Genomic DNA, 23,427 nt, shown 5'->3' with positions numbered 1-23,427 from the left:
AAACGCAAGATCGGGGCCTAAGCCCCGATCTGTTTACCTTCACTCAGGCTTAAGGATCAGCACGCCCAAGGGCGGCAGGTTCACGCACACCGAGTGCGACTGGCCGTGGCCTGGCACCTCTTCGGCGTAGACGCCACCGCCGTTGCCGAAGTTGGAACCGGCATAAGTGTCGGCATCGCTGTTGAGCACCTCGGTCCAGCGCCCAGCGATGGGCACACCGATGCGATAGGCTTCGCGCGGCACCGGTGTGAAGTTGGCAACCACCAATAGCGGCGCACCCTCCTTACCCCAGCGCATAAAGGCAAATACGCTGTTGCCGGCGTCGTCGCCAATCACCCATTGGAAGCCCTCGGGCACGCTGTCCTGCTGATGCAGTGCAGGCTGCTCACGATACAAGCGGTTCAGGTCACCCACCAGCTTTTGCACGCCTTGGTGGTCGGCGTACTGCAGCAAGTACCAGTCCAGTTGGTGGTCGTGGTTCCATTCGCGCCACTGGCCGAACTCGCAGCCCATGAACAGTAGTTTTTTGCCCGGGTGAGCCCACATAAAGGTTAAGTAGGCGCGTAGGTTGGCGAACTTCTGCCAACGGTCACCGGGCATTTTGTCAATCAGTGAATGCTTGCCATGGACCACTTCGTCATGGGAGATCGGCAGAATAAACCGCTCGGAATAGGCGTACACCAAGCCAAAGCTCATCTGACTGTGATGATGCTTACGGTTGATCGGGTCCTGCTCCATGTACTTGAGGGTGTCGTTCATCCACCCCATGTTCCACTTGAAGTTAAAGCCTAAGCCGCCTTCCTGGGTAGGCGAGCTGACGCCAGGCCAGGCGGTGGATTCTTCGGCGATGACCATAGCGCCCGGGGCTTCGACATTGACCACGTCATTGAGGTGGCGCAGAAAATCGATCGCTTCCAGGTTTTCCTGGCCGCCGTAACGGTTCGGCACCCACTCGCCCTCTTTGCGCGAATAGTTGCGATAAAGCATCGAGGCCACCGCATCTACCCGCAAGCCGTCGATGTGGAAGTGCTTAAGCCAATGCACCGCCGAGGCGATCATAAAGCCGTGTACTTCGGTACGCCCCAGGTTGTAGATCAGGGTGTTCCAGTCTTGGTGGAAGCCTTCCAACGGGTTGTCGTATTCGTACAGCGCGGTGCCATCGAAACGGGCCAGGCCGTGGGTGTCGGTGGGAAAGTGCGCCGGCACCCAGTCGAGAATCACGCCGATGCCGGCTTTGTGGCAGGCGTTGACGAATTCGGCGAAGTCTTCTGGCGAGCCATAACGGGCTGAGGGCGCGAATTGCGAGAGCAGTTGGTAGCCCCAAGAGCCGCCAAATGGGTGCTCCATGATCGGCATCAATTCAATGTGGGTAAAACCCAACTGCTGCACGTGGGGGATCAGCCGTTGGGCCAGTTCGTGCCAGTTATAGGAGCGCACGACCTCACCGAATTCATCGATTTCGCACTGCCAGGAACCGGCGTGCAACTCATAGATGGAAATAGGCGCTTCGGCACTGTGGGCGGCGCCGCGGCGCTCCAGCCACTCATCGTCTTGCCACTCGAAACGCAGCGGTTTGGCCACGCGCGAACCGGTGGCCGGAGGTAACTCGGTGCAACGCGCAACGGGGTCGGCCTTGAGCGGCAGCACGCCGTCTCTGCCCAGAATCTCGTACTTGTAGACTTCGCCCGGCTGCAAACGTGGGATGAAAATTTCCCACACGCCACTCGGCAGGCGCTGACGCATCGGATGGCGACGCCCGTTCCAGCCGTTAAAAGTGCCGACCACCGAAACCCGCCGGGCATTGGGTGCCCATACCGCAAAGCGTACACCGTCGACGCCGTCGACCTGAGTGGCTTGGGCACCGAACACATTACCTAGATCGCGGTGGTTACCTTCGGCAAACAGGTAGAGGTCCATGTCGCCAAGCAGTGCACCAAAGCTGTAGGGGTCCTCGGTAATTTGCTCACCACCGGCCCAGTTGATGCGCAGCAGGTAGGGTTGCCGGTTGTCCAGGTGCGCGGCAAAAAAGCCGGGGATGTCGTGTTGCTCCAACGTGCCGATGGTTTCCCCGCTGGCTTTGTCCAGCACACTGACGCTCAAGGCATCGGGCAGGTAAGCTCGGATAAATTGGCCCTGCGCGCCGTCGGCGTGCGGGCCCAGCACTGCAAAGGGGTCTCCATGCTCGGCGCGCACCAGCGCTTCGATCTCAGCCTTGGGCGGGAATGCTCCGCGCTGGCCATTGCCGTATTCAGTCTGCGCACTCATTACTGGTCTCCCTTGGTACTCAACAGCCCGAACAAGCCCTGCAGTGGCACAGCCAACCAGCTCGGGCGATTTTCGGCTTCATAAGCGATTTCATAAGCAGCCTTTTCCAGGCTGAACAGTTCTAGCGCAGCACGCTCTCCGTCGGCGCTTTCCCAGGCATGCGGTAAGTCCGCAGTGGCCAGGCGGTACGCTTGGATAAAAGCCTGCTGGGCCTCTTGCAAATAACGTTGGGCAACCCGCTGCCGCACCGCTGCGGTTTCTTCCGAGGGGTCGGCGCTCTGGGCATTACGCACGGCCATGGCCGCAGCGTAATCGAACGAACGTAACACGCCGCTGACGTCTTTGTACGGGCTGTATTTGCCGCGACGCTCTTCCAGCGGCCGGGTAGGCTCGCCTTCGAAGTCGATGAGGAAGGCATCGCCTTGCACCACCAGCACTTGGCCCAGGTGCAGGTCCCCGTGTACACGCATCACCAAGCCGCCGGCAGCTTGCTTGGCCAGGGTTTGCACATGGGCCAACAGTTCTTTGCGCCGTGCCAGGAGTTCGGCCACCAGGGGCTGGTCGTCGGCGTCCAGGTCGGCTTTGCGCTGCTCCAGCAGGGTCAGGGCACGCTCCATCTGGGTGACGACCGCCTTGCCCCAGGCTTGGCTTTCACGCTTACCGCTCGGCGCCGACTTGAAATCGGCGTTGCTGGTGGGTGCGGCAAGCACCTTGTGCATTTCACCCAAACGCTGGCCCAGCATGCCGGCGAAGTCCGCCAGTTCACGCAAGGCTTCGTCGTGGGGCTGCTGCGCCGTATGGGGCGTTTCCAACTCGTCGCGGATCGCCCGGTCCAAGTTGTTTTGTGTCCATTCCCAAGCGTCGCCCTGGTTGCTCAGGTAACCCTGGGCAATCATCAGCAGATGCGGCACGCCGTTGGCGTCGGTGCGGCTGACCGAGCCCAGCAGCGGCGAAATATTGCCAAAACCGGCGGCAGTCAGGTAGGCGCCCATTTCCAGCTCAGGGTGGACGCCACCGCTGACCCGGCGGATCATTTTCAACACCATGCTGGTGCCGATGACCACCGAACTGTTGGACTGCTCGGCCGACAGGTAGCGCACTTGCGGCTCGGCCGCAAGATTCAAGCGAGCCAGCTGTTCAGTCGGCTCGAACTTGATTGCGCCATCGACGCTGTCCAATACAGTGGCAGCTTGCAAGCCTTTAACCACCGCGCGGATAAAGCTCTCCAGCACGAACGCGTCGGTGATCAAGCCCACTTGGCGCCCACGACGAACCCGCGACAAGGCCAATTGCTGAGGCAGTGCACTGCCGGTCTGGTCCTCGGGGAGCAGGCCGAACGGAAATTGGTAGCGGTTGATTTGGCCGCCGCTGTGCACCTCGATTTCACTGAGCAGCACCGGGCTGTCACTATCACCGAAGCGCACGCCATAAGCTATGCGCAGTTGTTCGATGGCGCTGTCTTTTCCACCGAACCAGCGGCGCTTGGGCAGGTACTGCGGCAGCGCGGTATTTTCCAGGAGGCCGCGCGAAGGGTCTTCGAGCAGTTCTTCCAGACGTTCTTTTAAAACCAGGGTTGCGAAATCAGGCATGCTTTGGGCCGGTTCGACGTGCCAGCTGGGCATCTGGGTTTCTGCGGCCAGCAGGAACCAGTAGAAGCCGTAAGGTGGCAGGGTGAGTAGGAAATTCAATTGGCCAATGGGCGGGAACGCGCTGCCGCCGAGCATTTCTACCGGGACCATACCGGCGTACTGGGCCAGATCCAGCTCGGCCGCCTGGGCCGCCCTGGACACGTTGGCCACACACAGCACCAGTTCGGTCTTGCCGTCGGCACCGGTGTATTCGCGAATATACGCGAGGATCCGCCGGTTGCTTGGCGATAGCATCTTCAAGGTGCCGCGCCCGAAGGCTTTCTGCTGGCGGCGCACGGCGAGCATGCGCCGGGTCCAGTTAAGCAGCGAATGGGGGTCGTTGGCCTGGGTCTCGACGTTAACCGACTGGTAACCGTAGAGCGGGTCCATGATCGGTGGTAGCACCAGGCTGGCCGGATCGGCGCGGGAGAAGCCGCCGTTACGGTCGATCGACCACTGCATAGGCGTGCGCACGCCGTCGCGGTCGCCAATATAGATGTTGTCGCCCATGCCGATCTCGTCGCCGTAGTACAGCGTCGGCGTGCCAGGCATCGACAGCAACAGGCTGTTGAGCAACTCAATGCGGCGCCGGTCGCGCTCCAGCAACGGCGCCAGGCGCCGCCGAATGCCCAGGTTGATACGCGCACGGCGGTCAGCGGCGTAGTAATTCCAGAGGTAATCGCGCTCGCGGTCGGTGACCATTTCCAGGGTCAATTCATCGTGGTTGCGCAGGAAAATTGCCCATTGGCAATTGGCCGGAATTTCCGGAGTCTGGCGCAAGATATCAGTGATCGGAAAACGGTCTTCCTGGGCCACCGCCATGTACATGCGCGGCATCAATGGAAAGTGGAACGCCATGTGGCATTCGTCGCCATTGGGGCCCTTGGCATCGCCGAAATACAGCTGGGTGTCTTCAGGCCATTGGTTGGCTTCGGCTAGCAGCATGCGGTCTGGATAACGCGCATCGATCTCGGCACGGATCTGCTTGAGCACCTGATGGGTTTCCGGCAGGTTCTCGTTATTAGTGCCATCACGCTCAATCAAATATGGAATGGCATCCAGACGCAAGCCATCGATGCCCATATCGAGCCAATAGCGCATCACATCGATAACCGCCTTCATCACCTGCGGGTTATCGAAGTTGAGGTCGGGTTGATGGGAATAGAAGCGATGCCAGAAATACTGGCCCGCCACCGGGTCCCAAGTCCAGTTGGACTTTTCGGTGTCGAGAAAGATAATCCGGGTGCCGTCGTACTTCTGGTCCGAGTCGGACCACACGTAGAAATCCCGCGCCTTGGAGCCTTTTTTCGCCAGCCGCGCGCGTTGAAACCACGGGTGTTGGTCAGAAGTGTGGTTAATCACCAACTCGGTAATCACCCGCAGCCCGCGTTTGTGCGCTTCGGCAATGAAGCGGCGGGCGTCGGCCATGGTGCCGTAGTCCGAATGCACTGCTTTATATTCGGAAATGTCATAGCCGTCATCCCGTCGCGGAGACGGGTAGAACGGCAATAACCAGATGGTATTGACGCCCAGGTCGGCGATGTAATCGAGTTTGGCGATAAGCCCGGGAAAGTCACCGATGCCGTCGTTATTCGAATCGAAATAAGACTTTACATGGACCTGGTAGATCACCGCGTCCTTGTACCACAACGGGTCATCGATAAACGCTTGAGCCCTGGGCTTCTTCGCCATAACGCGTACCTTTATAAGTATTGTTAAACAGCACTAATACGCCAGATACCGAAGGGCTGATAGCCTGGGTCGAGGCGCATCCACTGGGTCTTGCCGTACCAGGACCAGCTGTGTCCGTTCATCAGGTCTTCGCCGCGAGTTTCGGCGCTGTCGTCTAACCCGAGCTCCCACAGCGGCAACTCGAAATGAGCTTCCTGCGCGTTATGCGGGTCTAGGTTGACCGCCACCAGAATAAAGTTGGAGCGGTCAGCGGTGCGCTTGCCGAAGTACAGGATGTTGTCGTTGTAAGCGGTGTAGATGGCGCAGCCCAGGTGAGTCTGCAATGCCGGGTTCAAACGGCGGATGCGGTTGAGCTGGGCAATCTCGGCAATGATATTGCCGGGCTGGGTGTAGTCCCGAGGGCGAATCTCATACTTTTCCGAGTCCAGGTACTCTTCTTTGCCTGGAATGGGCGCGGACTCGCACAGTTCGAAGCCCGAATACATCCCCCACAAGCCCGAGCCCATAGTGGCCAGCGCCGCGCGGATAAGAAAGCCCGCTCGGCCGCTGTCATGCAGAAAGAACGGGTTGATGTCGGGGGTGTTAACGAAGAAGTTAGGCCGGTAGCAATGGGCCAATGGCGCCTGGTTCAGCTCGCTGAAATAAGTAGCCAATTCAGCCTTGGTATTGCGCCATGTGAAGTAGGTGTAGCTCTGGGAGTAACCCACTTTGCCCAGGCGCGCCATCATGGCCGGCTTGGTGAACGCTTCGGCGAGAAACATCACGCTGTTGTCTCGGGCGCGAATGTCTTCGATCAGCCATTGCCAAAACGGCAGCGGCTTGGTGTGAGGGTTGTCTACGCGGAAGATTTTCACCCCTTCCTGCACCCAGCCCCAGACCACGTCCCGCAACTCCAACCAGAGACCCGGCACGGCGTCGGCTGCGTAGAAGTCCACATTAACGATGTCTTGGTATTTCTTCGGCGGGTTCTCCGCATAGCGGATGGTGCCGTCGGGGCGCCAGCTGAACCAGCCTGGGTGTTCTTTGAGCCAGAGGTGGTCCTGGGAGCACTGGATAGCGAAATCCAGGGCGATCTCCAGACCATGCTCGGCAGCGGCGGCGACCAGCTCACGGAAATCTTCGCGGGTGCCCAGTTGCGGGTGAATGGCGTCATGGCCGCCGTCGGCACTGCCGATCGCGTACGGGCTGCCCGGGTCGTCGGGGCCGGCAGTCAGCGAGTTGTTAGGGCCTTTGCGGTGAGCCCGGCCAATCGGGTGGATGGGCGGGAAGTACAACACGTCAAAGCCCATGTCACGGATCATCGGCAGACGGTTGTGCACGTCTTTGAAAGTACCGTGGCGGGCTTTGTCGTCGGTGATCGAACGTGGGAACAACTCGTACCAACTGGCGAACTGGGCCAGGCTGCGCTCCACTTCCACCGGGTATTCAGGGCTGCTGGCGAGAAACGCGCGTTGATCGGCCAGGGCCATCAGCTCGGCAACTTCACTGCCCAACAGCAAGGCTACCTGCTCTGCCGAGGCCAGCTCAGCGAATTGTTGCAAGCGCTGCTGCAGCTCAGCGCGCAACGTATCGCTGCTACGCTCGGCGGCATGCTGCAGATGCAGACGCCCTTCTTCGAGCTCTAGGTCAATGGCCACGCCCGCAGCGAATTTCTTTTCCAGCTCGTAGCGATAGCTGGCGAATTGGTCGATCCAGGCATCCAGGCAATAAACAAAGCGGCCGACGCTGTCCATGGCAAATTCGCCCTGCCAGCTGTCATTGCCCAGCTCGCGCATACGCAGGCTGTGCCAAGTGTCTTGGCCAGCGGCCTGCCAGCGCAGCACCACGGCCATTTTGTCGTGGCCGTCGGCGAATACTTTGGCGTCGACGGTGATGCTCTGCCCCACCACGGCTTTGACGGCGAAGGCGCCGCCATCGAGCACCGGCTGCACGTCTTCGATGGCGATACGTGGCAGCAGCAGCGCCTCGGACAAGCTCAACGCGTGCTCCGCGGGACGCTCGTGCACTTGAGTTTCAACGGTTTTGTTAGGTTCATCAGCGCTCATCGAGCATCGCTCCTATACGCCCCGTGGACGCGCATATACTTGGGAAAACAGGAAAAATCGTGCCTAAGTTCGGAGCCAGGGCCGGGGGGAAAGTTCACAAGTATTTGCCGGGCGCGGCGGGAACCGGCCTGAAAGCGAATATATAACGAATCATCGGGGGGGCGTGGCGGTCAACTGTCAGCTAGCCAACACATCTACGACCTAGACGAGGTAAGCCCCATGACCCTGCCAGACCCCGTGCAACGTCCCGACCCTAACATCGACGAGCCGCCCTTGCCGCCCGTGACACCAGACGATAAACCGGACGTCAGCCCGACGCCTCCCGTGGGTGATCCACCGAGCGGCGAGCCGCCTGTTCACGCCTGCTAACGTATTGCACCAGCCGGGGCCCGCACAGGGCCCCATTGCATCGAGGGGGTGAGCGGCTCGCAAGTGGCTGCGTGCTATTGCGCAAAACCGCCGCCCCATGTCCGTGCACAGCGCACAAACCAAGTGCTCTATTCCAGACCAAATGGTCTGTTCAACGCTTAATAAATATCTAAGCTGCTGTTTTAAATACCAATAAATTTAATGGCCCGCTTCCTGCTTTGACCTTCAGCAACAGGCTTCAGGCCGCCGCGCCTGGCTGCATTTGGTGAATTGCACAAGAGGTCAACTCATGGACATTGGTATCTTCATCCCGATCGGCAACAACGGCTGGCTGATTTCCACCACGGCCCCGCAGTACATGCCCACCTTCGAACTGAACAAAACCATCGTGCAGAAGGCTGAGCATTATGGGTTCGACTTTGCCCTGTCGATGATCAAACTGCGCGGGTTTGGCGGTAAGACCGAATTCTGGGAGCACAACCTAGAGTCCTTTACCTTGATGGCGGGCCTAGCGGCCGTGACCAGTCGCATCCAGTTGTTCGCCACAGCTGCCACCCTAACCCTGCCGCCGGCCATCGTCGCGCGCATGGGCTCGACCATCGATTCGATTTCCAACGGCCGCTTTGGTGTCAACCTGGTCACTGGCTGGCAGAAACCCGAATACGAGCAAATGGGCCTGTGGCCCGGCGACGAGTTCTTCTCGACCCGCTATGAATACCTGAGCGAGTACGCCCAAGTGCTGCGCGACCTGTGGGACACGGGCCGGAGTGATTTCAAGGGTGAACATTTCAGCATGGACGATTGCCGCGTCAGCCCTAAACCCCAAGCATCGATGAAGGTCATCTGCGCCGGGCAAAGCGAAGCAGGCATGGCGTTCTCTTCCCAGTACGCCGACTACAACTTCTGCTTCGGCAAAGGCGTGAACACCCCCACCGCCTTCGCCCCCACCGCTGCCAAACTGATCGAAGCCAACGCCAAGACCGGCCGCGAAGTGACCTCCTGCGTGCTGTTCATGATCATTGCCGACGACACCGACGAAGCGGCCCGGGCCAAGTGGGAGCTGTACAAGGCGGGCGCCGACGAAGAAGCCATTGCCTGGTTGAGTGAAAAAGGCGCCGCCGACAAGAGCCCGGGCTCGAACATGCGGCAAATGGCCGACCCCACCTCGGCGGTGAACATCAACATGGGCACCCTGGTGGGCTCATGGGCCAGCGTGGCGCGCATGCTAGATGAGGTCGCCACGGTGCCGGGCACCCAGGGGGTGATGCTCACTTTCGATGATTTCGTCAAAGGCGTGGAAAACTTCGGCGAAAAAATCCAGCCGCTGATGAGCAGCCGTCAACACATCCAGACCTTGCAGGAGTCCGCGTAATGAATGCCCCCGCCGCCCTGTCCGGCTATACCTTGCCGGCAAACCTCGATGCAGCGCGCAACTTACCGGCGCGCCCCGAGCCCCTCAGCATGAAGGCCTGTGAGACCGCCCTGGTGGTGGTCGACATGCAAAACGCCTACTCGACCCAGGGCGGTTACCTGGACCTGGCCGGCTTTGACGTCAGCAGCACCGGCCCGGTGATCCAGCAAATCCGTAAAGCTCTGGCCACGGCCCGGGCGGCAGGCATGCCCGTGGTGTTCTTCCAGAACGGCTGGGACCCCGACTATGTCGAAGCAGGCGGCCCCGGCTCACCCAATTTCCATAAATCCAACGCGCTGAAAACCATGCGTAAGCGCCCCGAGCTGCAAGGCCAACTGCTGGCCAAAGGCGGTTGGGACTACCAGTTGGTCGATGAGCTGCAGCCCGAACCGGGCGACATAGTAGTTCCCAAACCCCGCTATAGCGGCTTCTACAACACCAATTTCGACAGCCTGCTGCGCAGCCGCGGCATCCGCAACCTGGTGTTCACCGGCATCGCCACCAATGTGTGCGTGGAGTCCACCCTACGCGACGGGTTCTTCCTGGAATACTTCGGCGTGGTCCTGGCCGACGCTACCCACCAGGCCGGGCCGGCCTTCGCGCAAGAGGCGGCACTGTTCAATATCGAAACTTTTTTTGGCTGGGTGTCCAGCGTCGAAGATTTCTGCAGCACTTTCGCTAACCAAGGAGTTAACGCATGAGCAAAAAAGCCATTATCCCCGCCGGTACCGGCGTTCCCATTGCGCCTTTCGTGCCAGGTTCCATGGCCGATGGCGTGCTCTATGTGTCCGGCACCCTGCCCTTCGATAAGGACAACAACGTGGTACACGTGGGCGATGCCACCGCCCAGACCCGTCACGTGCTGGAGACCATCAAGGGCGTCGTCGAAGCGGCAGGCGGCAGCATGGACGATGTCACGTTCAATATGATCATGCTGCGCGACTGGGCCGACTACCCGAAGATCAACGCGGTATACGCTGAATTTTTTGCCGGTGAAAAACCGGCCCGCTATTGCATTCAGTGCGGCCTGGTGAAACCCGACGCACTGATCGAAATCGCCAGCATCGCCCATATCGGCTAACCGCCCGCCACCGGCCACCTGCGCTGAGCGGGTGGCCCAGGAGCCCTGCATGCACTATGAGATTCTTGGCCGCCAGGAGGCCGACGCACCCACCTTGGTCTTGAGCGCTGGGTTGGGCGGGTCGGCGCGTTTCTGGGCGCCGCAACTGCCCGTGCTGACTGACACTTATCGGGTGGTGGTCTATGACCAACTCGGCACCGGGCGCAGCCCCGCCGAGTTGCCTGAAGGCTATTCGATCGCACACATGGCGGCGGAACTGCTGGCACTGCTCGACCACTTGCACATAGAGCGTTGCCACTTCATAGGCCACGCCTTGGGCGGGCTGGTGGGGCTGGAACTGGCGCTAGAACGCCCGCAATTATTGCAAAGCCAGGTGCTGATCAATGCCTGGAGCAGCCCCAACCCCCACAGCGCGCGTTGCTTCGCCTTACGTAAAACGCTATTGCGTGACAGCGGCCCGCAAGCCTACGTGCAGGCCCAGGCACTGTTTCTCTACCCGGCTGACTGGATTGCCAGCCACGGCGAGCAGCTGGCGCAAGACGAAGCCCACGCCTTGGCCCACTTCCCCAGCCAGGATAATTTGCTGCGCCGGATCGCCGCGCTGCAGGCGTTCGACATCGAAGCGCGCCTGGGTGAAATCACCACGCCGACGTTACTGATCGCCAACCGGGACGACATGCTAGTACCCTGGCAGCGTTCGCAGCACCTGGCCGACCACTTGGTGGCTGGTCAACTGCAACTGCTCGGCTACGGCGGCCATGCGTCCAGCGTCAGCGATGTCGAACCGTTCAACCGTGTTTTGCTTAATTACCTCGCCAGCCAGGCGTAACAGGAGTCGCTATGTCCGCCCACCCCGCCGCCGTGCTAGCCGAGCCCGCCATCGCGGTCCCCAAGCAAGACTTTCGCAACGCCATGGCCGGGCTTGCGGCTGCCGTCAATGTGGTGACCAGCGATGGCCCCTACGGCCGTGCCGGGTTTACCGCCACGGCGGTGTGCAGCGTGACCGACGACCCACCCACCCTGCTGGTCTGCCTGAACCGCGCAGCCTCGGCGCACCCGGCGGTGACGGCCAACGGCGCCTTGTGCGTGAACACCCTGGCCGACGCCCAGCGCGGCTTATCCAACCTGTTCGGCGGCAAAACCAGCATGGATGAGCGCTTCGCCGCCGCCCAATGGAGCGTAGGGGTCAGCGGTTCGCCAGTGCTGGAAGGCGCGAAGCTGTCGTTCGATTGCCGCATCACCCAGACCCAAAGTGTGGGCAGCCACGATGTGCTGATCTGCGAAGTACTCAGCGTGCGTCACGACGACGAAGCGCCGGCGCTGGTCTACTTTGCGCGCAATTACCATGGATTGCCGGCCTGAAGCCTGGGTCCATCGGCCTGCCCCCCTCTAAAACCATTTCTCGCTCAAGCAATTGCCTTGAGCGCCGATAAACTGTGCAAGGGATGAATCCGTACCCGTTCACTAGCGCGGCCTGAATCAACCTGCTACCCGCCAAGACCTACAATACTGGGGAGTACCTATCATGGGCCGACTGCGCCGTTTACCGATCAAACTCCGTCTGTGGCTGATTCTGCTGGTCACCCTAGTGGCGCTGTTCGCCCTGGGCGGCTTGACGCTCCAGCAATTGCACGGCGAACTCTATAGAGGCAAGGGCGACCAGACCCGCAATGTGGTGCAAACCGCCGCCGGGGTGTTGCGCTATTTCCACGGCTTGGAACAAGCCGGCAGCCTCGATCGCGCCACTGCGCAGAAGCAGGCCATGGCCGCCGTCGGCGCGCTGCGCTACGACGATGACGACTACTTCTGGATCAACGACCAGACCCCAACCATGGTCATGCACCCCAATGCCAAGCTGGTCGGGCAAAACCTGGCCGGGTTCAAAGACGTCAACGGCAAGTTCCTGTTCAACGACATGGTCGAACTGACGCGCGCCAAAGGGGCTGGCCAGGTCGACTACTTGTGGCCAAAACCGGGTGCCAGCGACCCGGTGCCAAAAATTTCCTACGTCGAACTGTTCCAGCCGTGGGGCTGGATCATTGGTTCGGGTATCTACGTTGACGATGTGCAAACCGAGTTTGCCGCCCAGGCGCGCAACACCTTGCTCATCTGTCTGGGCATCACCCTACTGATGGCCGCGTTGATTGCTCTGATCGCCCGCAGTATCTCCCACCCGCTGCGCCAGGCGGTGCAGGCCATGGCCAATATCGCCAGCGGCGAAGGTGACCTGACCCAACGCCTGGATACCCACGGCAAAGACGAACTGGCGGCGCTGGCCGAGCACTTCAACCGCTTCACCGAGAAGCTTCGGCAGGTGCTTGGCCAAGCCCTGGGCGCCGCCGGTAGCCTCGACGGCTCGGCGCGCGCACTTGGCCAAACCGCGGGCGATGCCCAGAGGCATGGCAACCAGCAAGCGTTGCAAATGGAGCAAATCGCCACGGCGGTGAATGAGGTTACCTACGGCGTACAGGACGTGGCCAGCAATGCCGAACAGGCCTCGGTCGAAGTGCGCAGCGCCGAGGCCCAGGCGGCCAAGGGGCAGCAGAGCGTAGACGCCAGCGTGACGCACATTACCCAACTCTCCGAGACCATCAACCAGGCCGTTGCCGTCATGCAAAGCCTGGCCCAGGAGAGCACCCAGATTGGCAGCGTTCTGGAAGTGATTCACAGCATTGCCGAGCAGACCAACCTGCTGGCGCTGAACGCCGCCATCGAAGCGGCCCGCGCGGGCGAACAGGGCCGAGGTTTTGCCGTGGTCGCCGACGAGGTCCGCCTGCTGGCCCAACGCACGCAAAAGTCCACGGCAGAAATCAAAGGCCTGATCGAGCGCTTACAGCAAAACTCCAACGCGGCGGTGACGGTGATCGGCGAGAGCCAGCGCATGTCTCAGGAAACCATCGAGCAGGCGCATCGCTCGGGTGCAAGCCTGCAGCAGATCGCCCAGTCGCTGCGCACCCTCACTGGCTTGAACGCCTCGATTGCCAGCGCCACCTTGGAGCAATCCCATGTGGTCGAGGACATCAATCAAAACGTCACCCAAGCCGCCGAGCTCGCGCAACAGAACGCCCAGGCTTCGGCCCACGCCAGCCAGGCCAGTAACGAACTGGAACAACTGGCGCAGCGTTTGAATGCTTTGCTCGGGCAATTTCGCATCTAAGCCTACGCGGGTGACGCCAGGCCGCGCTCAGGGCGCGGCAGCGGCCTCGATTTCCGCCAGGTAGGCACCCAGCACACGGGGGATTTCTGCCAGGTAGAAGTCCATCTTGCGCGGGGTCAACTGAAACGCCACGTGCAGCGCCCCAGCCGCCACCGCATGCATCATGGTGGCATAGGCGTCGCGCTTGCTCTCGTCCAGCCCTGGTAGGCGCACTTCAAGCACCCCGCGCAGGGTCTGGATAAACGCATCGTCGTTGTCCGACGTCGGCTGCCCATGCATCAGCGGAAAGAAATCCGGGTGGCGCTGCATGTACTCGATGTAAGGGGTGGCCAACAGCTGCATCAGCCGTGTGGGCGGCAAGTCCTGCCAGGTCGAAGGGGCAAGCCCCTGCACTTGGCGGTTAAGGCCATTGACCGCCAGGTGATGGCGATCACACAACGCCTTGAGGACGCTGAGGCGATCAGGGAAGAAGTGGTACATCGAGCCAATGGAAGTTTGCGCGCGCCGCGCCAGGGTGTGCATGGTGACGGCGGCCAGGCCCTCTTCAGCGATCAGCTGCGCAGCCGCATCGAGAATCACCTCAACCCGCTCGCGCCCTCGGGCTTGACGCGGCACCCGCGGTAACGACGGCTGCCCGGCGCCGAGGGCTGCAAGTTGGTTGCGGCGTATTAGCTGGTCCATAACTCCCCGAAGCCCGCAACGGGCGAAAATTTCGGGGAATTATTACAAAACTAGACAACCTTGCCTATATCCGCAACCGTCAAAAGCTGACGCTGGCGCTCAGGCGGGCAGTCCTCGGCTCGCCCACGTTGACGGCCAATTGGCTGCCCGTAGACGAGGGGTAGTACTCTTTGTTGAACAGGTTATCGACGTTCAATTGCAAGCTAGTCTTCTGCCCGAACAGCGGTGATTCCCAGCGCAAGAAGGCGTCGGCGACGGTGTAGCTGCTCAGGTAGAAGTCGTTCTCGTTATTAGCGGCTCGCTCGCCGATATAGCGTGCGCCCGCCCCGGCATGCCACTGGCCGAACTCGGCGGGGACTTGCAGGTGGTGGCTAAGGTACAGGCTGGCGGTGTGTTTGGGGGCGTCGGTCAGGCGGTTACCTTCGTTGGCAGGGTCGTCGAGAATTTCCGTGTGGGTATAGGCGTAGGTGCCGATCATGTCCCAGTTCTCGGCGATGCGGCCGGTGACGTCCAGTTCTATGCCTTTTGAGGCTACTTTCCCAGCTGCCTGTAAGTTATCGGCCGCCGCAGTGCCGGTGACGACGTTCTGTTTGACGATATCGAACAGCGCGACATTAACGTTGAAACCCGGTGCCGGCTCGTATTTGGCACCGACTTCATAACTACGCCCCTTGGAAGGGTCAAACGAAACGCCAGCGTTTGTCACGGCAGTGTTGGGCTTGAACGAACGGCTGTAATTGCCGTAGAGCGACAGCGCGTCATCGACCTTGTAGACCAACCCCCAGAAGGGTATGAATGCATCACCACTGCGGTCTACCTGAGCGTCGACCGTATTTATTCCTTGCTTGATGTACTGGTCGTAATGTTGCTGCCGACCGCCAAAGACTGCGATCCAGCGGTCATTGAGGTGCCAGTTGTCCTTGAAATAGATGGAGCTGGAGGTCAGTTCGTTGCGCAGGTTGCTTTGGCCAGGGCTGATCACGCTAGGTTCTGCAAGGTTGCCGTAGACAGGCGAAGTGATATCGATACCCGCCTGTAGCGGGGCGCCACCATTTCGATAGGTCTTGCCGCGATACTGATCCGAAGCCTCGGTGTCGACGCCTACCAACAGATCGTGGCGCTGGCCGAATAGCGTCTGCTGGCCAATGAAATCCCAACTGGCGTAGCGCGTTTCATCGTCGTAGTGAGCCCCATTGGCCCGCCGTATAAAGTTGTTGCCAGTTAGTGAAAACGGCTGCGCAATCGAAAGACTGTACCGATCATTATTCCAACCATAGGTCACCCGCGTCTTCCAATCGTCACTGAGCTCATACTCAAACCGCGCCGAAGCGGTTTCGCGAATACCGGTGCTTTTTGCCCACGGCTCGTCCAGGCGCTTGTCGTAATCGATATCCGCCGGGCTGCCGCCAACGAATACGGTGCCGCGGTCGAAGGGGTTGGAGTATTCGTTGTACTCGTAGCTGAGGGTCAGGCTGGCGCGCTCCCCGGTCCAACTCAGCGAAGGCGCCACCAGGGTGTTTTCGTTCACGCCAAAGTTGCGCCAGTAGTCTTCATGGCCCCGTTCGGCCACCAGCCGATAGGCCAGCCCGGTGTCGCCCAGGGGGCCGGTGGTGTCGACGCCAAAGGTGCCGCCGCCTTCGCTGTAGGCCGAGCCGCTGAGGGTGGTGCTTTGGTTGTACTGCGGCTGCTTGCTGATGACGTTGATCAAACCGCCCGGTTCCAGAGCGCCGTAGAGCATGGACGCCGGGCCCTTGAGCACCTCGACGCGCTCAGTGGTGGCACTGAAATTGTGCCCCAGGTTGGAGCGCACGCCGTCGCGCAGGATCGAACCATCGTCGTTGGTGCCAAAGCCGCGCTTGACCAGGGAATCCCGAGAATTGCCCAGGGTATTGCCCTGGCTGACGCCGCTGACAAACTTCATTGCATCGTCCAGGCTACGTACCTGGTAGTCCGCTATGGTCTGCGGGGTAACCACATTGACCGTCTGCGCTTCCTCCTTGATCGGCACATTGCCTTTGCTCGCCGTGCTGCTTTCGTTGGCCGTATAACCGCTCTCTTGGCTAATGCGCTCGGCGCGAATATCGGTGGCTGGCAGCTCGGTGGCTTCCTGGGCGGACAGCGGGCCAATCATCAAACAGCAGGACAGTGCGGGAAGCGTGCGTTGCAGGGTCGAACGGCGGCGGGCGAAGGGCAAGGGACGATTCAAAGGTGTGCGCTCTAAAGTGTAAGCAAATGATAGTCATTATCTCTTACAAATTAGCGAGGGTAAATACTCTCATCCCCGCAATAGCATGGCCAAGTCTGCTTTTTTCACGCATTGGCCTTGGCCGGCACCAGTAAACTCAGCCCTGATGCGACAATTAGCAGCAGGCCGGCGAACATCTTCAGGGTCAGGTGCTCATCGAACAGTAACGCGCCCCACATCACGGCGAATACCAGATAGACGTAATCGAACGCCCCCACCACAGAGGTTTCGCCCAGTTGGTAGGCCCTGGCGATGGCGGCGGTCACCACCACCGCCAACACTGCGAGTAGGCCCATCAAGGCCAACATCGAAGCACTCATGGCCCCCCAGGTGCCGAGTAAGAAACGGTAGGTCGGCTCTGGCCAAGGGCCCACCGCCCATAACACTGCCGTGCCCACCAGCCCCATCAGCAGCAAGGTGAAATTGGCTGCGAAGCTGAGCGCCAGCGTGCTTTCCGCCTGGCAGCGGGTTTTGGTCAGCACCGCCGCCCAGGCATAAAACACAGCCGCCAATACCGGTAAGAGCACCCAGGGGCTAAAGCCCTCTGCCCCCGGGCTAAGGGTAATCAGCACGCCGGCAAACCCCACCAAAATGGCCAGGCCTTTGCGCCGGGTGATCTGCTCATGCCCGGAAATGGCAGAGAACACTGCGATAAACAGCGGTGTGGTGTAGATGGCCAGGGCCGCCAGGCTTAGGCTGATCAGCGGTAGCGCCGCGTAGAACGCGACCCACATCAACCCTAGCAGCACGCTGCGTGCGTAGACCCAGGCCCATGATCGCGGCAATAGCGCGCCCCGCCCGGCCGCGTTGAACAATGGCAGCAGCAACAACAATGTGGCCAAGCCGGAGCGCAGCACATACAACTGCCACATGGAGAAATCCGCCGCCGACGCCTTGATCAGTGCATCCGATACCGAGAGCAGAAATACCGCAACGACAATCAGCAGCACCGCTCGGCCAGTATCGCTGCGCATCATCCTTGCGCCGCCTCAATGATCGCCAGCACGTCATCCATGGCGGCTTCCAGGTACAGGCCCGCTTTGTACTCGGCCAGCACCTGAGCATCGCCGGCCACCACGGCCCGGGGCCGCTCGACGAACTGGCCAAGCAGCGCGAATTGGGCGTCGAGCACTAGCACCAATGGCACGGGCACCCTGGCCAGGCCCAACTGCGCAGCGAAGTGATTTTCCGCGCGCCCTTTACTGATCACCGCCAGTTGCAACGCACCTTGGCGACGGCACATAAAGTCCAAGGCAGTGACATTGAGCTGGCAGTCGGGGCACCAGATCTCCCCGGCCACGAGCAGGTGGTAGCGCCCTGTTATCGCGGCCAGGCGCGCCAAGGTGGCGGCGCTTATGGCCTCGGGCTCAGCCAGTTGTTGCTCGACACGCTGTACGCTGGCCAATTCGTGGGCCAGGCCCCGGCGCGCAAAGTCGGCAAACGACTCACCCACCTCGAACAATTGCTCAAATGACACCATGGTGACGCTGCTCCGCTGCGCTAAGGCATGAAACCTTGACCGTTCCCGCGCGTTAGCACAAGCCCACAGGCGCCAGAGTGCATGCGGACGGCCCCCTTGGAACAGGCAACTGTGCTTAAATGCGCCCCCCGAAAACCGCCGATCTGCCCATGAATACCGAAGCCCTGCACACCCTACATACCCACTTGCTAAACAGCCTGGCCAACCCTCCCAGGGAAACCCGGCGCTTGTTTCACGGCCGCGGGCGGCGCTGGCCGGGGCTTGAACAAATCACCGTGGACTGGCTGGAGGGCGTGCTACTGGTGGCGCTGTTCAAGGAGCCCGCCCCCGAACAGCTTCAAGCGCTCAAAAAGCTGCTGCTGGAACTCAGCACCGCTGAAGTATGGCAACAGAGCGCGGCACAGGCCTTGCTGTTGCAACACCGCTACCTGCCCCAAAGCAACACTGAGTGGCTCTGTGGGCAGCCCAAGGCGCAGCACATACTGAGCGAAGGCGGCCTGCGCTATGGGATTGATCTGGGGCAAAAACAGAACACTGGGCTGTTTCTCGACATGCGTTATGGCCGCGACTGGGTCAGGGCCCATGCCGACGGTAAACGCGTGCTCAATCTGTTCGCCTACACCTGTGGATTTTCCGTGGCAGCCATCGCCGGTGGCGCGCAGCATGTGGTCAACCTGGATATGTCGCGCCCAGCCCTGAGCCGCGGGCGTGACAACCATCGGCTCAACGGCCACGACCTGAGCAAAGTGAGTTTTCTTGGCCATGACCTGTTCAAGTCGTGGAGCAAAGTCAAAAGCGGCGGGCCCTATGACCTGGTGATCATCGACCCGCCCAGTTTCCAGAAAGGCAGCTTCCTGTTGAGCAAAGACTACCCCCGGGTGTTACGCCGCTTGCCAGAACTGCTGGGCCCTGGCGGTACGTTATTGGCCTGCATGAACGACCCCGCCCTGGGGCCTGATTTTTTGCTGCAGCAAGTGGCCCAGGAGGCGCCCGACCTGCAATTCGTCGAGCGCCTGGAGAACCCACCGGAGTTCGCCGATATCAACCCCGAAAGCGGCCTGAAGGCGTTGCTGTTCGAGCGCAGGTCGTAAGGGTCAACTGCTCGCCTGGGCACACCATTTATCCCGGCCGCTTTGCTTGGCCAGGTAAAGCGCCGCGTCTGCCGCCTGGAGCAGCGTTTGCGCCGCGATATCGACGCTGACTGGGTCTTGGACATGCACCCCGGCACTGGCAGTCACCCGGCCGGCCGGGCTGTTGCCATGGGGCAGGTGCACCTGGCGGATCGCCTCGAGCACGCCCTCGGCCACTGCAGTGGCGCCGGCATAATCGGTGTCGGGCAGGATCAACGTTAATTCTTCGCCGCCATAACGAAACGCCAGGTCGGTGGCACGGGGCAAAGCACGCTGGACCACCCAGGCCACTCGGCGCAGGCACTCGTCCCCGGCGGGATGGCCGTACAGGTCGTTGAATCGTTTGAAGTAGTCGATGTCCAGCATGATCAGCGCCAACGGTAGGCGGCCGCGCTGCGCTCGTAATAGCTCGGCAGCCAGATGCAGGTCGAGGCTGCGGCGGTTGCCCAGGCCGGTCAGGCTGTCTTTCAAGGCGAGCTCCTGGAGGGTCAAGTGGGCCTGGCGCAGCTCGTTTTCCATCAGGATGCGGTAACGTAATTGGCGTAGCAGACTGAAACCAAACAGGCCCAGCCCCGCCAGAAACAGCAGGACTACCCCCGCCGATTTGATCAAGTCGCGCCGCCACGCGGCGATGATGTAGGCCTGGGAGATACCGGCCTCCACCACCAGGCCGTAGTCGGGGATCATTTTGTAGCCGTACAGCCGTGGGGTGTTGTCGACCTGGGAAGTCATTCTCAGAATGCCTTCGGTGGCCCGTGGCAAGTAGTGCTGGAAAATCTCGCCATCGGCAATGCTGAGCCCGACCGCCCCCTCCAGCGCAGGGCGCCGGACCAGGATCGTGCCGTCGGGCAGGGCCAGGACAAATACGCCCTGCTGGTCGATCTTGAACTCGGCGTAGTAATCGGAAAAATAGCTGAGGTTCAGCGTGCCCACCAAAACCCCCGCGAATGAACCGTCCGGGTGATCCAGGCGGCGCGAGATGGGTATGACCAGATGGCCGTTGATCCGGCTGGTGATCACTTTGCCTAAGTGCGCATCACGCCCTGCGTGGGCGCGGTGGTAGGTGAAATAATCATGCACGCCGTCCACCGCATCCGGCGGCGCAGTGCCCCTGTCGGTAATCACCCCACGGCCTTGGGCGTCGAATACCGTCAGCCCGTTGAGCTGGGGCAATATCGCCCGTTGTTGCTGCAACAGCCGGCGTAAACGCGGCACTTGGTCGCTGCCCAGGCCATCTTCTTCGATGCGCTCGCGCGCGGCGATCAGCAGGGTATCGACCTCGCGGATGGTGTCACCGGCGTGCTGGGCCGCCGCACGGGTCAGGTTGCCGACCGAGTCGCTGGCGGCAGCGAACGCATGCTGATAGTCGCGGCTGATTCGCCAGCCTTCCCACCCGGCGATAAACACCACCACCAGCACCATAAAAGCCACAGTCAGGCGAAAGAGCCGCACGGCGTGTCGGGGGTCTTGGGTGGGTATGTCGATACGCTTGCGTCTGGACTCGGGAACCAAGGAACCGTTCTGCGCGAAAGGAATAGGGCTCGTTGCAAGCGGACAGTATGACGGGGTTAATGTTTTGTCGGCTAGGGATTTGCAGATCGGGGGCAAGACCCCCTCCTACGGTCGGCGGCACATCCAGCAGATATGTCACCGATCGTAGGAGGGGGTCTTGCCCCCGATCTTTTGCTCTGCCGCCGATCTTCTGCCCTATCAACGCACGCTTTTGCGCATGGCAGCAACCAGGGTGTCGACGTTGTAGCGGAACATCTGCGCATAGGTGGCGGCAGGTCCGCCAGCTTTGGACAAAGACTCCACGTACAACTCGCCGCCCGGCTGGGCGCCGCTGGCCGCAGCGATCTGCTTGACCAACCGAGGGTCACCGGAGTTTTCGAAGAAATAGGCACTCACATGTTCGGCCTTGATCTGCCGGATCAACGCCGCCACGTCGGCGGCCGAGGCCTCATTCTCCGTGCTGAAGCCCAAGGGCGAAAGAAACTTCACCCCGTAGGCGTCACCGAAGTAGCCAAACGCATCATGGGAGGTCAGCACTTTGCGCTGGGCGGCCGGCACCGACTGCACTTGCTCACGCGCGTATTGGTCCAGGGCCTGCAATTGCTTGAGGTAGCGGGCCCCATTGGCTTGGTAGACACTGGCGCCGCCAGGGTCGGCCTGGCTCAGGGCAGCGATGATGTTGCGCACATACACCTGGCCATTGGCGGCGCTGTTCCAGGCATGGGGGTCGACAATCTGTTGGCCGTCCTCTTCCATGGTGCGGGTTTTCACGCCCTCACTGAGCACCACCGGCGCCTTTGCGTAGCCAGAGGCATTGATCAAGCGGTCCAGCCACCCTTCCAGGTGCAAACCGCTGACAAACACCAGGTCAGCGCGTTTGAGCGACTGCGCATCGCTGGGGGTGGGCTCGTAGACGTGCGGGTCGCCGTTGGGCCCGATCAGCGAGGTCACCCTCACCCGCTCGCCGCCGACGTTATGCACCATATCGGCCAGCACAGTGAACGACGCCACCGCCTCCAGGGGCTTGGCCTGGGTCAGGCCGGCGATTGTCGAGAAGGTCAGGATGCACAACAGGCGGGCTAGGATTGAACGTTGCTGGGTCATCTTTCATGGGCTCAGGTGGGGGGATGGGAACAACCGCCGCAACACGCCGCTGCGGCCGAACAACAGGGAAAAACCATAAAAGGCGCTGGCGCTGAGGACGATGGCGGGGCCCGAGGCGACGCCCAAGTGGTACGACACGATCAGCCCAATCAAACCAGACAAGGTCGCCACCAGGGTCGCGATGGCCATCAGGGCCCCCAGGGAGGTAGCCCAGAAGCGTGCGGCGGTGGCGGGCAGCATCATCATGCCCACCGCCATCAACGTGCCGAGCGCCTGAAAGCCCGAGACCAGGTTCAGCACCACCAGCAACAGAAACAGCACGTGATACAGCGAACCCCGCCCACCCACCGCACGCAGGTAGCCCGGATCGAAGCACTCTAGAACCAGGGGCCGATAGATCAACGCCAGCAGCAGCACAGTAAACGAGGCGATGCCGCCGACCAGGTAGATAGCCCAGTCATCGATGGCCAGAATCGTACCGAACAGCACATGCAGCAGATCCACGCTAGAACCGTGCAATGACACGATCATCACCCCGGCGGCCAGGGAGGTCAGGTAAAAACTGGCAAAGCTGGCGTCTTCGCGCAGGCTGGTGAGGCGGCTGACTATCCCCGCCAGCAGCGCCACCGTCAGGCCCGCGATCAAGCCGCCGAAGCCCATGGCCGGTAACGACAGCCCGGCGAACAGAAACCCCACCGCCGCCCCCGGCAATACCGCATGGCTCATGGCATCGCCCACCAAGCTCATGCGCCGCAACATCAGCAGCACCCCCACCGGCCCCGAGCCGATGCCCAGGGCCAGGCACGCCACCAGTGCACGGCGCATGAAACCGAACTCGACAAAAGGCTCTATCAACGCCGCGTATAAGCTCATGGGCCGGGCTCCTCGGGGTGCTGGCTGCACAACTCGGCGGCGGCGCTCCAGTACTCGGCCATATTGCGCGCCTGGCGCAGGTTATCGATGCTCAAAACCTCGGCGGTGTTGCCCCAGGCAATCGCATCGCGAGCCAGCAGCAAGGTTTGCGGAAAATGCTCGCGCACTTGCTCTAAGTCATGCAGCACGGCAATCACCGTACGGCCCTGGCCATGCCAGGTGTGCACCAGTTGCAACAAGTCGTGGGTGGTGCGGGCGTCGATGGCAGTAAAGGGTTCGTCTAGCACGATCACTGCGGCGTCCTGCACCAGCAGCCTGGCGAACAGCACCCGTTGCACCTGCCCGGCCGACAACGAACCCATGCTGCGCCCGGCGAAACCCTCCAGCCCTACGGCTTGCAGGGCTGCGGCCGTGCGCTGAGCCTGTTCACGGCCCAGGCCAAAGAACGCGCCGATGCTGCGCCATGCGCCCATGGCCACGACGTCCGCCACACTGAGGGGGAAACTGCGGTCGATTTCGGCGGCCTGAGGCAGGTAACCCATTGTCCGCGTCGCCAGTTGACCCCGTTCCACCCGCCCGGTCGCGGGTTTAAGGGCACCGACGATGGCTTTGATCAAGGTGGACTTGCCTGCCCCATTGGGGCCAACGATGGCCGTCAGGCTGCCGGCTTCGAAGCGACCGTTCAGGTGGTGCACCGCTGCCCGGCGCTCATAGGCGACCGTCAGGTTGTGCAAGGCGATGGCAGCACTCATGG

19 protein-coding genes and 1 pseudogene are annotated in these 23,427 nt (G+C 61.2%); 9 read left to right on the top strand and 11 right to left on the bottom strand.

Annotated features, from left to right (window positions below; all coding sequences use genetic code 11):
* Positions 1-39: 39 nt before the first annotated feature.
* Genes glgB through QCL65_RS11680 form a run of 3 tightly spaced genes read right to left on the bottom strand, consistent with a single transcriptional unit; the run spans position 40 to position 7,630 of the window.
* Positions 40-2,265 (bottom strand): 1,4-alpha-glucan branching protein GlgB, encoded by a 2,226-nt coding sequence (gene glgB, locus QCL65_RS11690; protein WP_407316372.1) that lies wholly within the window; start codon positions 2,263-2,265, stop codon positions 40-42.
* Positions 2,265-5,585 carry a maltose alpha-D-glucosyltransferase gene (treS, locus tag QCL65_RS11685; protein WP_407316371.1) on the bottom strand — a complete coding sequence of 1,107 codons (3,321 nt, stop codon included), beginning with the start codon at positions 5,583-5,585 and terminating at the stop codon, positions 2,265-2,267. The genes glgB and treS overlap by 1 nt, the downstream gene beginning before the upstream one ends.
* Before the next feature lie 23 nt (positions 5,586-5,608).
* On the bottom strand, positions 5,609-7,630 hold the full coding sequence (locus QCL65_RS11680; protein ID WP_407316370.1) for an alpha-1,4-glucan--maltose-1-phosphate maltosyltransferase: 2,022 nt from the start codon (positions 7,628-7,630) through the stop codon (positions 5,609-5,611).
* Between the two features lie 219 nt (positions 7,631-7,849).
* Here QCL65_RS11680 and QCL65_RS11675 point away from each other — a divergent pair, with 219 nt between their 5' ends.
* The 8 genes and pseudogenes from QCL65_RS11675 (at position 7,850) to QCL65_RS11640 (ending at position 13,648) form a co-directional block, all read left to right on the top strand.
* Positions 7,850-7,999: a hypothetical protein gene (locus QCL65_RS11675; protein ID WP_407316369.1), complete on the top strand. Its 150-nt coding sequence runs from the start codon at positions 7,850-7,852 to the stop codon at positions 7,997-7,999.
* A 289-nt stretch (positions 8,000-8,288) separates the two neighbouring features.
* Positions 8,289-9,371 carry a pyrimidine utilization protein A gene (rutA, locus tag QCL65_RS11670; RefSeq protein WP_407316368.1) on the top strand — a complete coding sequence of 361 codons (1,083 nt, stop codon included), beginning with the start codon at positions 8,289-8,291 and terminating at the stop codon, positions 9,369-9,371.
* Positions 9,371-10,111, top strand: coding sequence for a pyrimidine utilization protein B (gene rutB, locus QCL65_RS11665; RefSeq protein WP_407316367.1), 741 nt, complete (start codon positions 9,371-9,373; stop codon positions 10,109-10,111). Before rutA ends, rutB begins: the two co-directional genes overlap by 1 nt.
* A complete protein-coding gene (rutC, locus tag QCL65_RS11660; RefSeq protein WP_407316366.1) occupies positions 10,108-10,491 on the top strand; it encodes a pyrimidine utilization protein C in 384 nt (127 codons plus the stop codon). Before rutB ends, rutC begins: the two co-directional genes overlap by 4 nt.
* 49 nt (positions 10,492-10,540) lie before the next feature.
* Positions 10,541-11,320 carry a pyrimidine utilization protein D gene (gene rutD / locus QCL65_RS11655; protein WP_407316365.1) on the top strand — a complete coding sequence of 260 codons (780 nt, stop codon included), beginning with the start codon at positions 10,541-10,543 and terminating at the stop codon, positions 11,318-11,320.
* An 11-nt stretch (positions 11,321-11,331) separates the two neighbouring features.
* On the top strand, positions 11,332-11,853 hold the full coding sequence (gene rutF / locus QCL65_RS11650) for an NADH-dependent FMN reductase RutF (protein WP_407316364.1): 522 nt from the start codon (positions 11,332-11,334) through the stop codon (positions 11,851-11,853).
* Between the two features lie 163 nt (positions 11,854-12,016).
* Positions 12,017-12,793, top strand: a pseudogene (locus tag QCL65_RS11645) (cache domain-containing protein); the annotation flags it as partial.
* Between the two features lie 120 nt (positions 12,794-12,913).
* Positions 12,914-13,648, top strand: coding sequence for a methyl-accepting chemotaxis protein (locus QCL65_RS11640; protein WP_407316809.1), 735 nt, complete (start codon positions 12,914-12,916; stop codon positions 13,646-13,648).
* A gap of 27 nt (positions 13,649-13,675) precedes the next feature.
* On the opposite strand, the gene QCL65_RS11635 is transcribed toward QCL65_RS11640, so the two are convergent.
* The 4 genes from QCL65_RS11635 to QCL65_RS11620 form a co-directional block, all read right to left on the bottom strand.
* The gene (locus QCL65_RS11635; RefSeq protein ID WP_407316363.1) at positions 13,676-14,329 is read right to left on the bottom strand and encodes a TetR/AcrR family transcriptional regulator; all 654 of its coding nucleotides are present in this window, start codon (positions 14,327-14,329) and stop codon (positions 13,676-13,678) included.
* A 79-nt stretch (positions 14,330-14,408) separates the two neighbouring features.
* Positions 14,409-16,460 carry a TonB-dependent siderophore receptor gene (locus QCL65_RS11630; RefSeq protein WP_407316807.1) on the bottom strand — a complete coding sequence of 684 codons (2,052 nt, stop codon included), beginning with the start codon at positions 16,458-16,460 and terminating at the stop codon, positions 14,409-14,411.
* Between the two features lie 179 nt (positions 16,461-16,639).
* Entirely contained in the window at positions 16,640-17,551 is a 912-nt protein-coding gene (locus QCL65_RS11625; RefSeq protein ID WP_407316362.1) for a DMT family transporter, read from the bottom strand.
* Positions 17,548-18,054 (bottom strand): thioredoxin family protein, encoded by a 507-nt coding sequence (locus QCL65_RS11620; protein ID WP_407316361.1) that lies wholly within the window; start codon positions 18,052-18,054, stop codon positions 17,548-17,550. The genes QCL65_RS11625 and QCL65_RS11620 overlap by 4 nt, the downstream gene beginning before the upstream one ends.
* Before the next feature lie 149 nt (positions 18,055-18,203).
* Between QCL65_RS11620 and QCL65_RS11615 the strand changes: the two genes are divergently transcribed.
* A complete protein-coding gene (locus QCL65_RS11615) occupies positions 18,204-19,145 on the top strand; it encodes a class I SAM-dependent methyltransferase (RefSeq protein ID WP_407316805.1) in 942 nt (313 codons plus the stop codon).
* 3 nt (positions 19,146-19,148) lie between these two features.
* On the opposite strand, the gene QCL65_RS11610 is transcribed toward QCL65_RS11615, so the two are convergent.
* The 4 genes from QCL65_RS11610 to QCL65_RS11595 all read right to left on the bottom strand — a co-directional run bounded on the left by QCL65_RS11610 (position 19,149) and on the right by QCL65_RS11595 (position 23,425).
* On the bottom strand, positions 19,149-20,606 hold the full coding sequence (locus QCL65_RS11610) for a diguanylate cyclase (RefSeq protein ID WP_407316803.1): 1,458 nt from the start codon (positions 20,604-20,606) through the stop codon (positions 19,149-19,151).
* 288 nt (positions 20,607-20,894) lie between these two features.
* Positions 20,895-21,800, bottom strand: coding sequence for a metal ABC transporter substrate-binding protein (locus tag QCL65_RS11605; RefSeq protein WP_407316360.1), 906 nt, complete (start codon positions 21,798-21,800; stop codon positions 20,895-20,897).
* Between the two features lie 3 nt (positions 21,801-21,803).
* Positions 21,804-22,673: a metal ABC transporter permease gene (locus tag QCL65_RS11600; RefSeq protein WP_407316359.1), complete on the bottom strand. Its 870-nt coding sequence runs from the start codon at positions 22,671-22,673 to the stop codon at positions 21,804-21,806.
* On the bottom strand, positions 22,670-23,425 hold the full coding sequence (locus QCL65_RS11595; RefSeq protein ID WP_407316358.1) for a metal ABC transporter ATP-binding protein: 756 nt from the start codon (positions 23,423-23,425) through the stop codon (positions 22,670-22,672). The genes QCL65_RS11600 and QCL65_RS11595 overlap by 4 nt, the downstream gene beginning before the upstream one ends.
* Positions 23,426-23,427 lie beyond the last annotated feature (2 nt).

This window comes from Pseudomonas sp. nanlin1 (assembly GCF_045571515.1).
Lineage (GTDB): Bacteria > Pseudomonadota > Gammaproteobacteria > Pseudomonadales > Pseudomonadaceae > Aquipseudomonas.
Note: the sequence above shows the minus strand (reverse complement) of the source record. Positions and strands in the feature narration are given on the sequence as shown.

Bases quoted from the DNA above. Each gene is read 5' to 3' on its own strand.
- glgB (WP_407316372.1), bottom strand. From the start codon at position 2,265: ATGAGTGCGCAGACTGAATACGGCAATGGCCAGCGCGGAGCATTCCCG.
- treS (WP_407316371.1), bottom strand. From the start codon at position 5,585: ATGGCGAAGAAGCCCAGGGCTCAAGCGTTTATCGATGACCCGTTGTGG.
- QCL65_RS11680 (WP_407316370.1), bottom strand. From the start codon at position 7,630: ATGAGCGCTGATGAACCTAACAAAACCGTTGAAACTCAAGTGCACGAG.
- QCL65_RS11675 (WP_407316369.1), top strand. From the start codon at position 7,850: ATGACCCTGCCAGACCCCGTGCAACGTCCCGACCCTAACATCGACGAG.
- rutA (WP_407316368.1), top strand. From the start codon at position 8,289: ATGGACATTGGTATCTTCATCCCGATCGGCAACAACGGCTGGCTGATT.
- rutB (WP_407316367.1), top strand. From the start codon at position 9,371: ATGAATGCCCCCGCCGCCCTGTCCGGCTATACCTTGCCGGCAAACCTC.
- rutC (WP_407316366.1), top strand. From the start codon at position 10,108: ATGAGCAAAAAAGCCATTATCCCCGCCGGTACCGGCGTTCCCATTGCG.
- rutD (WP_407316365.1), top strand. From the start codon at position 10,541: ATGCACTATGAGATTCTTGGCCGCCAGGAGGCCGACGCACCCACCTTG.
- rutF (WP_407316364.1), top strand. From the start codon at position 11,332: ATGTCCGCCCACCCCGCCGCCGTGCTAGCCGAGCCCGCCATCGCGGTC.
- QCL65_RS11640 (WP_407316809.1), top strand. From the start codon at position 12,914: ATGGAGCAAATCGCCACGGCGGTGAATGAGGTTACCTACGGCGTACAG.
- QCL65_RS11635 (WP_407316363.1), bottom strand. From the start codon at position 14,329: ATGGACCAGCTAATACGCCGCAACCAACTTGCAGCCCTCGGCGCCGGG.
- QCL65_RS11630 (WP_407316807.1), bottom strand. From the start codon at position 16,460: ATGATTGGCCCGCTGTCCGCCCAGGAAGCCACCGAGCTGCCAGCCACC.
- QCL65_RS11625 (WP_407316362.1), bottom strand. From the start codon at position 17,551: ATGATGCGCAGCGATACTGGCCGAGCGGTGCTGCTGATTGTCGTTGCG.
- QCL65_RS11620 (WP_407316361.1), bottom strand. From the start codon at position 18,054: ATGGTGTCATTTGAGCAATTGTTCGAGGTGGGTGAGTCGTTTGCCGAC.
- QCL65_RS11615 (WP_407316805.1), top strand. From the start codon at position 18,204: ATGAATACCGAAGCCCTGCACACCCTACATACCCACTTGCTAAACAGC.
- QCL65_RS11610 (WP_407316803.1), bottom strand. From the start codon at position 20,606: ATGGTGCTGGTGGTGGTGTTTATCGCCGGGTGGGAAGGCTGGCGAATC.
- QCL65_RS11605 (WP_407316360.1), bottom strand. From the start codon at position 21,800: ATGACCCAGCAACGTTCAATCCTAGCCCGCCTGTTGTGCATCCTGACC.
- QCL65_RS11600 (WP_407316359.1), bottom strand. From the start codon at position 22,673: ATGAGCTTATACGCGGCGTTGATAGAGCCTTTTGTCGAGTTCGGTTTC.
- QCL65_RS11595 (WP_407316358.1), bottom strand. From the start codon at position 23,425: ATGAGTGCTGCCATCGCCTTGCACAACCTGACGGTCGCCTATGAGCGC.